We start from the raw sequence: 12,913 nt of genomic DNA, 5'->3' as shown, positions 1-12,913 counted from the left end.
GCTATCGCCTCCGCTGCCGGCTGGCGAGCTGACCGAGCATGCTGCGCAGCTGCGGCGCGACCTCCTCGGCGGCTGAAATCGGCAGCATCGGCAGGCCGAGTTCCTCCTGCCAGGCGCGCAGCGCTCGGCCGCGCTTTCGTGCGAAGTTGTCGATCGCCTCGCGGACATTGCCGCGTCCGAACTGTACTTCTGCCTGAAGCAAGCCGCCGCTCAGGACCATTTCGCCCTTGCGCGGCAGTTCGAGCAGGAACGGATCGTAGATGAGGATGGAGATCACGTCGTTGTGCGCCGACAGCTTCAAGAGCATGTCGCGGGTTTCAAGACTGTATCCGTCGAAATCGCTGATGACGATGATCAGGTGATCGTGTCGCGCGATGTTGGCGACGGTGGAGAGCACGACGTCGAGCTGTTCGGCGCCATGCGGCGCCTGTGAACCCGCTTCGAGCGCGGTGTTGTAGCGGACGATGCTGTCGGCGAGGCGGATCACCGCTTCACGGCTGCGATAGGGGCGCACTTCCGCGACCGTCTCGTCGCCGAAGACGAAGCCGCCCACCCGGTCGCCGAGCGAAAGCACGCGCCAGGCGGCGAGTGCTGCCACTTCTGCAGCTGCGACCGATTTCATCGCTCGGCGGCTGCCGAAGAACATGTTGATGCGCTGGTCGACGAGGATAAGCGCCGGGCGGTCTTTCTCTTCATCATAGACGCGAACCACCGGTTTGCCGGTGCGCGCCGTCACCCGCCAGTCGATTGCGCGGATGTCGTCGCCGGGCAGGTAGTTGCGCAGCTCCTCGAAGGAAAGCCCGCGGCCACGCATGCGCGATTCATGGCGACCGGCGAGCAGACGTTGCACCGGCGCCTTGCGCAGGAATGTCAGGTCCCGCGCCATTGCCTCGAGACCGACCAGCGCATCGACCGACGTGTAGGCGCCCGTGGTGTCGGCCGTGCGGGTCCTTATGATGCCGCGGGAGCGAGCGAGAGCCGGCAGGGATATGGCCATCGGCGAACCTCCATCCTCAGGCGACCGCGACGAGTTCGACGATGCGGTCGATCACCTGATTGGCGGTGGTACCGCCGGCATGCGCCTCGTAGGACAGCACCAACCGGTGGCGAAAGACGTCGTGTACGCTTGCCTGCACATCGTCAGGGGTCACGAAATCGCGGCCGTTCAGCCAGGCATGCGCACGCGAAACCTTGTCGAGGCCGATCACGCCGCGTGGACTGACGCCGACCTGAAGCCACTTGGCAAGATCCTTGTCGAGCTTGTCGGGGTAGCGGGTCGCCATGACCAGTGCGACGATGTAGTTCTCGATCGCTTCCGAAACGGTAATCGCCGAAATCTCCTTGCGCGCTGCGAACACGGCATCCTGGGCGAGTTTCTCCGTCGCATGGTTGTTGGATTTCGTGTGGATCTCCTCGGATCGCACGAGCCGCATGATGTCGGCCTCGGACGCTGCGTCCGGGTAGTCTACCTGGATATGCATGAGGAAGCGGTCGAGCTGCGCTTCGGGCAGGGGGTAGGTGCCTTCCTGTTCGATCGGGTTCTGGGTCGCCATCACCAGGAACAGATCAGGCAGCACATGGCTTTTGCCACCAATGGTAACCTGGCGTTCCTCCATCGCTTCGAGCAAGGCCGATTGCACCTTGGCCGGGGCGCGGTTTACCTCGTCGGCGAGGATGAGGTTGGCGAAGATAGGCCCCTCCTGGAACTGGAACGCGCCTTTGCCGCCTTCGGAAAAATAAACCTCGGACCCGGTGATGTCGGCGGGCAAAAGGTCGGGTGTGAACTGGATGCGCGAAAGCTCCGCATCGAGGTTTTTGGCCATGCTCTTGATCGCGCGCGTCTTGGCGAGCCCGGGCAACCCTTCGACCAGCAGGTGGCCGTTGCTGAGGAGCCCCAGCAGCAGCCGCTCGATCATGCCCTCCTGGCCGATGATCGCTTCGCCGATACGCTTGCCGAGCTGCTGGATATCGTCGCGTGCACCCATGAGTTTCCTGCTCCCTTGCCAGGCCGGCGACATCGGTCATCATGAACCGTAGTGGAGCTTATTGTTAAATCGGAGAAAATGGAAAGAACGTAACAGTAACGAAGGCCCGATCGGCCAGTCGGGGCACTGCGCTGGTGACCGGGTGAGATCTGGCGCGCGTCGCACGCCTTCGTAACGGTTACGTACTTTGGGCCGGAAGCAAATGGCGTTAGCCTGTTTCAGCCTTATGTTCGCGCAGCGGCCTGCCGACGATGCCCTGGGAGATGAAAGCCTCATGCAAATGTCCCCGAAAATGCCCCTTGTCAACGAAACGCCGGCGGCCATCAGCGCGCGTGAGCAGATCTGGATCGAGGGCGGGACCTTTCTCATGGGTTCGGACAAACACTATCCGGAGGAAGCACCGGCACATCCGGTGAAGGTGGACGGCTTCTGGATCGACGTAACGCCCGTCACCAATCGGCAATTCGCGGCCTTCGTCGAGGCGACTGGCTACGTGACCGAGGCGGAGAAGGCTCCGGACCCGAAGGATTATCCCGGAGGTCTGCCGGAGATGATGCGTGCGGGTTCGGTCATCTTCGATCCGCCGAAGAAGGTGACCAGCAGCGACCCCTCGCAATGGTGGAACTACAAGTTCGGTGCCGACTGGCGCCGTCCCTATGGGCGGCAGAGCAACATTCGCGGCAAGCTCGACCATCCGGTGGTCCAGGTTTCCTATCTGGACGCCAGAGCCTATGCCGAATGGGCGGGCAAGGACCTGCCGACGGAGGCTGAGTGGGAGTTTGCGGCCAAGGGCGGGCTCGAAAGTTCTGAGTTTGCCTGGGGCGACGAGCTGGTGCCCGAGGGACGCTTCATGGCCAATACCTGGCACGGCGCGTTCCCGACCGAAAATCTGAAGCCCGACGGTTTCGACCGCACCTCGCCGGTCGCAAGCTTCCCGCCCAACGGATATGGCCTCTTCGACATGATCGGCAACGTCTGGGAGTGGACCAGCGACTTTTGGTCGACCAACCATCCGGCGCCGGCGCAGAAAAGCTGCTGCATTCCGTCCAACCCTCGTGGTGGCGGCAAGGAGGCGAGTTTCGACCCGCGACAGCCGACGATCCACATTGCCCGCCGGGTGGTGAAGGGTGGTTCGCATCTCTGCGCGCCCAACTATTGCCGGCGCTACCGGCCGGCGGCGCGGCATGCGCATGAGGAAAACGCCGCGACGACCCATATCGGGTTTCGCTGCATTCGTCGGCGCTGATCCGGTTTCTGGATTCAAAGTTCCCGCAAGGAGGATGCATGATGACGGCAATTGCAATGCGTTCCAGTTCCGTGCCCGATGCGGCCGGCCGGCAAAGCCGACGCCGCTCCAGGTTCGCGGGTTTCCTGCTTCTGCTCGCCACGGCATTTGCACCGCCAATCGCCCTCGTCGCGGCCGATGCGCCCGCCGACGAACTCCCGTCCTGGAATGACGGTGACGCGAAGACCGCGATCGTTGATTTTGTCACCCGTGTGACCAGCGAGGGTGGCGCGGATTTCGTCGCGAAGGAGGAGCGCATCGCCGTCTTCGACAATGACGGCACGCTCTGGACGGAGCAGCCGAACTATTTTCAGGCGATGTTTGCCGCCGATCGCGTCAAGGCGCTGGCGCCTGAGCATCCGGATTGGAAAGACAAGGAGCCGTTCGCGTCGCTGTTGAAGGGCGACATGGCCGGCGTTGCCGCTTCCGGCGAGAAAGGCGCCGTTGAGCTTGTCATGGCAACGCATGCCGGCATGACGACGGACGAATTTACCAAGACGGTCAAGGACTGGTTCGCGACCGCCAAACATCCGCGCTTTGATCGCCCCTACAACGAAATTACCTATCTGCCGATGCGTGAATTGCTCGACTATCTCAGAGCAAACGATTTCAAGACCTACATCGTCTCCGGTGGCGGCATCGAGTTCATGCGGCCCATGACCGAACAGATGTATGGCATTCCGCCCGAACAGGTCGTCGGCAGCAGTATCGTGACGAAATACACGCTCGACGGCGACACGCCGGCGCTGAACCGTGAGCCCAAGGTCGACTTTATCGATGACGGCCCAGGCAAGCCTGTCGGCATCAACACCTTCATCGGCCGGCGGCCGATCTTCGCAGCCGGCAATTCCGACGGTGACTACGAGATGCTGCGGTGGGTAACGGCGGGCTCCGGTCCACGCTTCGGCCTGATCGTGCACCACACGGACGGTGAGCGCGAATGGGCCTATGACCGGCAGTCGCCCGTCGGGAAACTGGACAAGGCGCTGACCGAGGCCGAACAGAGGAACTGGTTGCTGGTCGACATGAAAGCCGACTGGCGCAAGATCTACGCCTTCGAAAAATAAGACGGGTTACCCGTTCCATTGGCGCCGGTGCGCCAGCCGCCGATCTCGTGGAACGCTGGCGCGGATTTGCCTTGCCATGGTGAAGGTGGTCTCTCGGCGGGCCGCGGATCAGGTGGCATTGCATCTCGGATCGGCCGGGTTCTGACGATCCTCGTGGCGTTGGCTGGTAGCAGGACGACCGCAGGCAGGGAGCGGTCTTGCGAAGCATTAAAGAGATGCTCCAATGGGCGATGATCCCTGGGCGTCAATCACCTGAGGCTAATGTTACTGTTACGTACTTCCGGAAATCGGCATTCGTGCCACGCTGTTACCCGAAGGAGAGGTGGGCGGCGGCCAAACTTGGCCGCAGCGCGCCGATCGGCGGAGCCGATTTTTTGCCCAGGGAAGGTGTCTGGTCGTCGCTGGCACCTTTGGAAATTGCGGGCAGGGATATCGGGCTGATGCATGGCACGAGCATCGATGGTCATTCAGATGGGTGGGAAACAATGCCCAACGCGGCCGTTCAGCGGGGACTTCTGAAGCTTATGCTCAAGCTACCGGCGTTGCGCGGGCAGCTGCAACTGCTCAGCGCCAAGAACCTGTCCTTGGCGAGCCTCTGCGAAGCTTACGAGGAAGCGAGCTCTATGCTCGATCGGCAAAGGCGTCGCGACGCTCTGGATCATTCGATGATCTCGGAGTATGAATTGATCTGTCGCGAGATTGAAGAAGAGGTCATTTCTGTCTGTATCGCGGATAGCGGACACGAACCTAATCCGTTGTGATTAACAAATGTCTCTCACGAACCTATCGGATTGATGAAAAACCCACGAGAATTCTATGGGTTTTTATCAAGGTTCCTGTTCCAATCTGAAATGATCCCATTGTTTGACAAAAATATTTTGTAACGGTGCAATATTCTTCTTTGCGCCACAGGGGCTCTCGTCTAGAGTTCGTCTCGCGTTGCACTCTCTTTGGGGTTGTGGGCAGTTGGGAGCGCATCATGGAAGCCAGCAGAAATGCGGGTCAGGTGGTTTGCAGTGCCGTTGCCGAATGCGAGGCACGTGCGGTTCTTGAGCGTATTCTTGCCGATAGTCAGTTTCACGCAACCGAACGTCATCGCAAGCTTCTGCGATACCTGGTTGACGAGTTCTTCGCCGGCCGCTCGAGCCAGGTAAAAGCCTACACCATCGCTATTGACGTCTTCGGACGACCCACCTCCTTCGATCCGGCGACCGATCCGATCGTGCGTGTCGAGGCTTCGCGGCTGCGTGCTGCGCTGGCGCAATACTATGAGGCGCTGGGTGAAAAAGCGGAGCTTCGCATCGAGCTCCCAAAGGGCAATTACGTGCCGCACTTCGTGTTCGGTGGCGAGCCTCTGCGAAGCTTACCCGAGGTTCCGACACCTCCCGCAGAAGCGGCAAACGAACAGATCAACGTATCGCCGATGGAACCGCCCGCCTCGTCGCAGAGCCGTCTTCCGCTCGGCAGGGTTGCTGCCCTTGGACTGGGCTTCGTCGCGATAGCGGCCGCTCTTTACGTGTCCGTTGTCGACCGTCTGCCCTGGGAGCCGGTGCTCACGGCCAAGCCGACGATCGTTGTCGAGGTTCCCGCACGCAGTGGCGTCGACGACGAAACGCAGAGGAAGGCCGGTGACTATCTGGTTCACGCGCTCTCGCAGTTTTCCGCTGTCCGCACCCTAGCGCAACCGGCGTCGGCGGGCGTCGATGTCGCCTCAGTTACCGGCTGGGTTCCGTCGGCGTCGCCGGTCAAGCTGAAGGGGAGCAAGGAATACAGGCTTTCGATTGCCTACAGCGCCGACGTACGCAGGCATGAACTCTCGTGGCAGGTCATTGATGTGCAAAGCAACGAGGCACTGAGAGCCGGTACCTCAAAGGCGGCGATCGATAGCGGCGACGCGCAAGAGATACAGGAAAAACTGCTTTCGCGGCTCGCCCTTTCGCTTGCCGGAGAGGAAGGTGTCATCGTCAGCCTGGAAGCAGCGCGACAACTGACCACGCCGTCAATCGGCTATGGCTGCGTGCTTCTGGCGGATGTTGCTCTGGCGCGGATCGAACCTGAGGCGCTGGCTTCGGCCCATGCCTGCCTCGAACAGTCGGTGACCTATCAGGCTGCCGACCCCGACGTACTGGCAAGCCTGGCCATGGTTCTGGTCGCCACCGGCGAAGCGCGCGCCGCTCCACCGGTGGCCGAACGCGCCGTGAAGCTTGCGGACAAGGCCGTCGCGTTGGCGCCGCAGTCGAGCCAGAGCTACGTTGCACAGATGCAGGCGCGCTTTGCGGCGGGCGACACGGAAGCTGCGTTCCTGTCCGGTCGCCGCGCCGCGGTACTCAATCCGCTCGATGATGCCATTCCGGCTCGGCTCGGCCTTTTGTTGTTCGTTAGCGGACAGTATTCGGAGGGGCTTGGTCTGGCGCGGGCGGCGCAGGCCGGTTGCGATTACCTCCATCACGACGCGGCGCTCACCTTGGCGCTCGAAGACTACCGAAACGGCCGATACCGCGAGGCGCTGAGGCGGGCGCGGCAGCTTGCCAACCCGGCCGATACCGCAGTCAACCTGCTGCGCATGGCCGCGGCGGGCCAGCTCGGGCTGACACGGGAGGCGACAAGCGCCTTTGACGGGTTGCGCTGGAGCAAAGTTGGCGCAACGCAGCCGTTCGAAAAGGAACTCGCAGCGCGCGGTTATGCGCCGGAGCTCATTGCGCTGCTCCATGACGGTTTAAGCAAGGCCGGAATACATATGGCCGGCTTGCCGTAACCACCGGCGCGAAGGCGTTGGTTCAGCTTTCGGCTGCGACCCGGACCACCAGCTTGCCGAAGTTGGAGCCGTCAAGCAAACCGATGAAGGCGCTTGGCGCATTCTCGATCCCGTCGACGATATCTTCCCGGTAGCGGACCTCGCCGCTTTTGATCCAGCCGGCCATCTCTTGGTAGAACGCCGGCCGCTGATCGGCGAATTCACGCTGGATGAAGCCGCGGATGAGCAGGCTCCGGCTGAGGACCTCGCGCATCACGCCCGGCAGCCGGTCGCCGCCCTCCTGAGCGCCGGCGGGCTGGTTGTAGTGGGCGATCAGACCGCAGACAGGCACGCGGGCAAAATCATTGAGCAGCGGGAAAACCGCGTCCCAGACATGGCCGCCGACATTCTCGAAATAGACGTCGATACCGCTGGGGCAGGCCGCGGCCAATTGCTCGGCGAAATCCGGTGCGCGATGGTCGATCACCGCGTCGAAGCCGAGCACATTGCGAACAAAGGCGCATTTGTCGGCACCACCTGCAATGCCGATCGCGCGCGCACCCTTGATGCGGGCGATCTGACCGACCGCCGAGCCGACGGCGCCGCTGGCGGCTGCCACCACCACCGTTTCGCCCGGCTTCGGCTTGCCGATGGTCAGCAGTCCCGCATAGGCGGTGAAACCAGGCATGCCGAGAATGCCAAGCGCAGTTGAAAGCGGGGCCGCCGCCGGATCGAGCTTGCGCAGATCGGTGCCGCGGGACAAGGCGTAGCTCTGCCAGCCGGAATGCGAGAGCACGAAGTCACCGTCACTGAATTCCGGATGGCGGGAGCGCACGACACGGGCGACCGTTCCGCCTTCCATCACCGCGCCGATCTCAACCGGCTTGGCGTAGGAGCGGCCGGCATTCATGCGGCCACGCATGTAGGGATCGAGCGAGAGGTAGAGGATTTTCAGCAGAACCTCGCCCTCGGCCGGTTCGGGTACAGCCGTTTCAGCAATGCGGAAATCGCTCGGTACTGGCCGACCGGCTGGCCGGGCGGCCAGCAGGATCTGGGTGTTCTTGCTCATTGTTTTCGCCTCCCTGGGCGCGGCCCGATATGCGCCGCCGTCGGCCCTCGGTTCTCGAATGACAGCATCTTGTGGCACGAAACCGGACGGGGGCCCACCGATCAATTCCCAAACCATAATGGCTTCGCGGGCCCAAACCAACAGGGCGAGCCCGCGGCAACGACGAAGACAGCTTTTGATCAGGCGGCGTCGATCGCCTGCTTGATATCGGCGATAATGTCTTCGGGATGCTCGATACCGATCGACAGCCGCACATAGCCTGGCGTCACGCCGGTCTTGAGTTGATCCTCTTCCGACAGCTGCGAATGTGTCGTCGTTGCCGGATGGATGGCGAGCGAGCGCGCATCACCGATGTTGGCGACATGATAAAGCAGCTTCAGCGCGTCGATGAAGCGGCGTCCGGCGTCGCGCCCGTCCTTTAACTCGAAGCCGACGAGCGCGCCGTAGTGGCCGTTCAGCAGATATTTCTCGGCTCGGGCCTTCGCCTCGCCTTCCTGGAACTTCGGAAAGATCACCCGCGCCACCTTCGGGTGGGTGCTGAGGAACTCTGCGACCTTGATCGCATTCTCGTTGTGCTGCCTGATCCTGAGCGGCAGCGTCTCCAGGCCCTGAATGAACTGGAATGCGTTCAATGGGCTGATGGCGGCGCCGAGATCGCGCAAAAGCACCGCACGGGCGCGCAGGATATAGGGATGGAAGGCGATCGCGGCCGCCTTTTCGAACCAGGTCTTGCCCTGGTAGCTCGGATCCGGCTCGTGCAGGTTCGGGTGGCGCGCCGCATGCTCGTGCCAGGGAAAGCTGCCGCTGTCGATGATTGCGCCGCCGATCGAGGTTCCGTGGCCGCCGATATATTTCGTCGTCGAATAGACGACCACCGCGGCCCCATGATCAAAGGGGCGGATCGTCAGAGGTGCTGCGGTGTTGTCGATGATCAATGGGATGCCAAAACGCTTTCCGACATCAGCAACTTCCGCGATCGGGAAGACGTCGAGCTTCGGGTTCGGCAGGGATTCGGCATAGTAGGCCCGCGTCCTGTCGTCCGTCGCGCGGGCAAAGGCTTCGGGATCGGCGGCGTCGACGAAGCGGACCTCGATACCGAAGCTCTTCAGCGTTGCGGCAAACAGCGCCCAGGTGCCGCCATAAAGGCCGGCGGCACTGACCACGTTATCGCCGGCACGTGCCAGGTTGAGGAGGGCGAAGGCAGATGCCGCCTGGCCGGAACCGAGTGCAAGTGCCGCGGCCCCGCCTTCGATTTCCGCCAGCCTTTGCTCAAAGGCGTCCTGCGTCGGATTGGAGACGCGGGTATAGAGATGGCCCGCAGCCTCCAGAGCAAAAAGCTTGTCGGCGCCATCGGTGCCGGGAAGCTGGTAGGAGGTCGTCTGGTAGATCGGCACGGCGACGGCGCCGCTCACCGGATCGAAGCGATAGCTGCCGCCGTGAAGCGCCAGCGTTTCGGCATGCAGCCGCGAGCCGGCCTCGCGCAGCCCGGTCGATGCCTTGATTTCGACTGCGGCTTCCTCCGGCTTTTGATGGATCGTCATCGCATTTCTCCTTGGCTCTTCAGGTAAATCGGGGGCTCTTCAGGTAAATCGGGGGCTCTTCCGGTAGATCAGGGGTTCTTCAGGTTGATCGGCCGCTTCGTTCTCAGGCGGGCACGGCCGCCTTCTGCTGCTCCAGAAGGTCGGCGTGATGCGCGGCGGCGACATCGGGATGCGAGCGCAGCCGGGATTTCAGCACGTTGCGGCCGACCTCGTGGAAGAGTGGGTTGAGCGGGTCCTGGGTGACGCCGCGCACCTCGGCGGCCAGTTCCGACGGCAGGTCGAGCACCGGAATGGTCGATGCGAGATTGGCGCCAAGGAAGAAGGCGACGGAAAGCCGATCGCCGCCAGCCGGCGGGGTGACCACCCGGTGAATATTGGCAAGCAGGTAGCCGTTCGAGGCCAGCTCCAGAAGCTCGCCGACATTGATGACGAAGGTGCCGCGCTTCGGCGGCGCATCGATCCATCCGCCTTTGCGGTCGTCGACCTGCAATCCGCCGACCACATCCTGCAAGAGGATGGTGACGAAACCGCCGTCCTTGTGCGCGCCGACCCCCTGGTCGCTCTCGGTCTTGTCGCGGCCGGGATAGCGGATGATCTTCAGAAGCTGGTTTGGGCCATCGCGATAGATGGGGCCGAAGACATCGGGCTTCTGGCCGAGCGCTTCGGCAAAAATCTCGATCAGCCGGATGCCGAGGCCGGTGACCGCATCGATGTAGGCGAGGATCGCGGATTTCAGCTCCGGCAGGGCTTCGGGGAACTGGTTGGGGCCGATCAGCCGCTTCCACGGCGCATCGCCGGGCGCGACCTCGATGCTCTGGCGCTCTGGACCGAAGTCGACCTGCTCGCGCCAGTCCTGGGTGCCGCGGGTATATTCGAGACCGGCTCGGTTATAGCCGCGAAAGTGTGGCGACTTGCGCATTTCGATCGCCAGCTTGTCCGCTTCCGGCAAGGCGAAGAAGCGGCGCGAAAGCGCAAGAATGCCGTCGATCTCTTCCTGCGGAATGCCATGGCCTTCGAGGTAGAAGAAGCCCACCGAGCGGGCGGTCGAGCGCAACTCGTCGAGTGCCGCCGCCCGCTCGGGATGGCCCGCCGCAAAGCGCGCGAGATCAAGCACCGGCAGGGTTGAGTTGGTGTGGCTCAAGATAGTCTCCTTTCATGTGTCGCTGCTGTCCGCAGTCGGCTTCGGATCTCAAGGGTGAGGCCGAGGGTGAGCAGCGTTGCGGATGTCCAAAACAGTTCGGTCGAGTAGCGCGTGATGCCGAGCACGTGCTCGGTCTTGCAAAGCGCCTGTGCCAAGGCGCAGATGTCGCTTGTCTGCGCGAGGCAAAGTGCCGCTTGCGGCAGCGTCAGATAATCTCCGGCCATGACCTGCCGGAAGACGAGCCACCACCAGCCGAGCCCGACGAAAAACAAGGTCGCCCCGCTGGCGATAACGATGCGGGAAAGGTGCCGCTCAGACCGCATCTGCGACCCCCAGCTTGGCAAGCAGATGGCCGCGCAACGCCACCAGGTCGGCGTCGTCCCGCCGGCGCGGATGCTGTTTTGTCACCGGAACCTCGGCCACGATCCGGGCTGGCCGATCGCTCAAGACAATCACCCGGTCGGCAAGCAGCAGCGCTTCCTCGACATCGTGGGTCACCAGCAGCGCGGTGAATCTCCGATCCTTCCAGAGGGAAAGCAGTTCGTTCTGCATCTTCAAGCGCGTCAGCGAATCGAGTTTGCCGAAGGGCTCGTCGAGCAGCAGCAGGCGCGGATCGTTGACGAGCGCCCGGGCAATCGCCACCCGTTGCGCCATGCCGCCGGACAATTGATGCGGGTAGGCGTCAGCGAAATCTTCGAGGCGGACAAGCCGAAGCAACTGGTCGACCCTGTGCCTTTCGTGCGCAAGCACGCCACGCGCATCGAGCCCGGCGGCGACGTTCTTCCAGACTGTCAGCCAGGGAAACAACGTCGCGTCCTGAAACACGAGCAGGCGTGACGGATCCGGTCGCGTGATCGGCGCAGCATCTTCCAGCAATGAGCCGGCGGACGGCGTGTCGAGACCGGCCGCCAGGCGCAGCAACGTGGACTTGCCGCACCCCGAGGGACCAAGCAGCGCCACGAATTCTCCCGGCGCAATGGTAAGATTGATGTCGTCGAGCACGGCATAGGTTTGATTGCCGATTTCGAAGGCGTGCGACACGTGCTCGACGTCGAGCTTCAGGGCATTCGGCACGGCGGCCGGAGGTTGCGAAAGGGCGGTCATCAGAGAATGCCCTTTTGCCAGCCGAGCAGACGATCACGCACGACGAACAGCAGCCTGACGAGACCGGCGCAGATCAGCGCCATGACGATCAGGGCGGCGTAGACATTGGCGTAGGCCGAATAGGCGGTGTTGAACTGCAGATACCAGCCAAGCCCGAACTTGGCGCCCAGCATTTCGGCGACGACGAGAACCGCGAAGGAGTAGTATAGCCCCATGAAAAGGCCGACGAAGACGTTGGGCAGGGCGGCAGGGATGGCGACTTTCAGCACCAGATAGCGCGGGCCCGCTCCAAGGGTGCGGGCGACATCATAGAACGAGCGATTGACCTGACCGACGCCCGAGGCGGTGAGGATGGCGACGGGCACACCGGAGGCGAGCGCCACGAGGAAGATGCTGGCGTGGAACGTCGTCGGAAAGATGAAAAAGGTGCAGGGGATCCAGGCACTGGCCGGCACAGGGCCGATCAGCTTTAAGACCGGCATTCCCCAATAGGCGAACCGCTTCGACCAGCCGAGTGCGACGCCGGCAGCAAAGCCGACAAGGATGCCGGAGAAGAAGCCGAGCCCCCAGAGGCGAGCGGTATAGGCGACGCAGATCAGCAGCCGATCCCAATCGGTGACGTAGACGTGCAGCAGGCCTTGCGGTGGCGAGAAGAACGGCTTCGGCAGCCAGCCGAATTTCGCCGTTGCCAGTTCCCAGACGGCGAGCCAGAGACCGATGACGATCAACCACGGGCCGTAATGTTCCAGTGTCTTGCCGGGGCGGGCTGTGAGGGCGAGAAGCAAAAGGATTGTGCCGCCGGCGGCGAGCAGAAGCGCCAGCAACACCGTCTTGTCGCCCCATACGATCGTGTCGGGCAGGAGATAGGTGATGCCCGCCGCAGCAAACCAGCCCGCGGCGGCCAACACTCCGTCCCTCCAGATCCGCCGGGGCAGGGCGGCAAGGCCGCTCTCAAGCGGGATAGCGTCTCGGATGGCGTCGCTCATG

The 12,913-nt window shown here is 62.8% G+C and carries 12 protein-coding genes; 4 read left to right on the top strand and 8 right to left on the bottom strand.

Going from position 1 to position 12,913, the window contains the following annotated elements; genetic code table 11:
• Position 1: 1 nt before the first annotated feature.
• Entirely contained in the window at positions 2–997 is a 996-nt protein-coding gene (locus tag BBX50_RS27715; RefSeq protein ID WP_083213841.1) for a DUF58 domain-containing protein, read from the bottom strand.
• Between the two features lie 16 nt (positions 998–1,013).
• Entirely contained in the window at positions 1,014–1,985 is a 972-nt protein-coding gene (locus tag BBX50_RS27710; protein WP_065778484.1) for a MoxR family ATPase, read from the bottom strand.
• Between the two features lie 280 nt (positions 1,986–2,265).
• Between BBX50_RS27710 and BBX50_RS27705 the strand changes: the two genes are divergently transcribed.
• The 4 genes from BBX50_RS27705 to BBX50_RS27690 all read left to right on the top strand — a co-directional run bounded on the left by BBX50_RS27705 (position 2,266) and on the right by BBX50_RS27690 (position 7,092).
• On the top strand, positions 2,266–3,231 hold the full coding sequence (locus BBX50_RS27705) for a formylglycine-generating enzyme family protein (protein ID WP_244515139.1): 966 nt from the start codon (positions 2,266–2,268) through the stop codon (positions 3,229–3,231).
• 41 nt (positions 3,232–3,272) lie between these two features.
• Positions 3,273–4,337 (top strand): HAD family hydrolase, encoded by a 1,065-nt coding sequence (locus BBX50_RS27700; protein ID WP_244515137.1) that lies wholly within the window; start codon positions 3,273–3,275, stop codon positions 4,335–4,337.
• Positions 4,338–4,534: 197 nt separating this feature from the next.
• On the top strand, positions 4,535–5,098 hold the full coding sequence (locus tag BBX50_RS30910) for a hypothetical protein (protein WP_244513231.1): 564 nt from the start codon (positions 4,535–4,537) through the stop codon (positions 5,096–5,098).
• Positions 5,099–5,316: 218 nt separating this feature from the next.
• Positions 5,317–7,092: a hypothetical protein gene (locus BBX50_RS27690; RefSeq protein ID WP_065778483.1), complete on the top strand. Its 1,776-nt coding sequence runs from the start codon at positions 5,317–5,319 to the stop codon at positions 7,090–7,092.
• Positions 7,093–7,114: 22 nt separating this feature from the next.
• Here the strand turns inward: BBX50_RS27690 and BBX50_RS27685 are convergent, their stop codons facing one another.
• The 6 genes from BBX50_RS27685 to BBX50_RS27660 all read right to left on the bottom strand — a co-directional run bounded on the left by BBX50_RS27685 (position 7,115) and on the right by BBX50_RS27660 (position 12,912).
• The gene (locus tag BBX50_RS27685; protein ID WP_065778482.1) at positions 7,115–8,140 is read right to left on the bottom strand and encodes an NADP-dependent oxidoreductase; all 1,026 of its coding nucleotides are present in this window, start codon (positions 8,138–8,140) and stop codon (positions 7,115–7,117) included.
• 179 nt (positions 8,141–8,319) lie between these two features.
• On the bottom strand, positions 8,320–9,681 hold the full coding sequence (locus BBX50_RS27680) for a PLP-dependent transferase (protein WP_083213840.1): 1,362 nt from the start codon (positions 9,679–9,681) through the stop codon (positions 8,320–8,322).
• A 103-nt stretch (positions 9,682–9,784) separates the two neighbouring features.
• Positions 9,785–10,822 (bottom strand): 2-oxoglutarate and iron-dependent oxygenase domain-containing protein, encoded by a 1,038-nt coding sequence (locus BBX50_RS27675; RefSeq protein WP_065778481.1) that lies wholly within the window; start codon positions 10,820–10,822, stop codon positions 9,785–9,787.
• Positions 10,819–11,145, bottom strand: coding sequence for a hypothetical protein (locus tag BBX50_RS27670; RefSeq protein ID WP_065778480.1), 327 nt, complete (start codon positions 11,143–11,145; stop codon positions 10,819–10,821). The genes BBX50_RS27675 and BBX50_RS27670 overlap by 4 nt, the downstream gene beginning before the upstream one ends.
• On the bottom strand, positions 11,135–11,926 hold the full coding sequence (locus BBX50_RS27665) for an ABC transporter ATP-binding protein (protein ID WP_065778479.1): 792 nt from the start codon (positions 11,924–11,926) through the stop codon (positions 11,135–11,137). Before BBX50_RS27665 ends, BBX50_RS27670 begins: the two co-directional genes overlap by 11 nt.
• The gene (locus BBX50_RS27660; protein WP_065778478.1) at positions 11,926–12,912 is read right to left on the bottom strand and encodes an ABC transporter permease subunit; all 987 of its coding nucleotides are present in this window, start codon (positions 12,910–12,912) and stop codon (positions 11,926–11,928) included. The genes BBX50_RS27665 and BBX50_RS27660 overlap by 1 nt, the downstream gene beginning before the upstream one ends.
• Between the last annotated feature and the right edge of the window lies 1 nt (position 12,913).

This window comes from Ensifer sp. LC11 (assembly GCF_001695835.1).
GTDB lineage: Bacteria > Pseudomonadota > Alphaproteobacteria > Rhizobiales > Rhizobiaceae > Ensifer.
The sequence above is the reverse complement of the archived record's forward strand: the minus strand, read 5'-3'. Positions and strand labels throughout refer to the sequence as shown.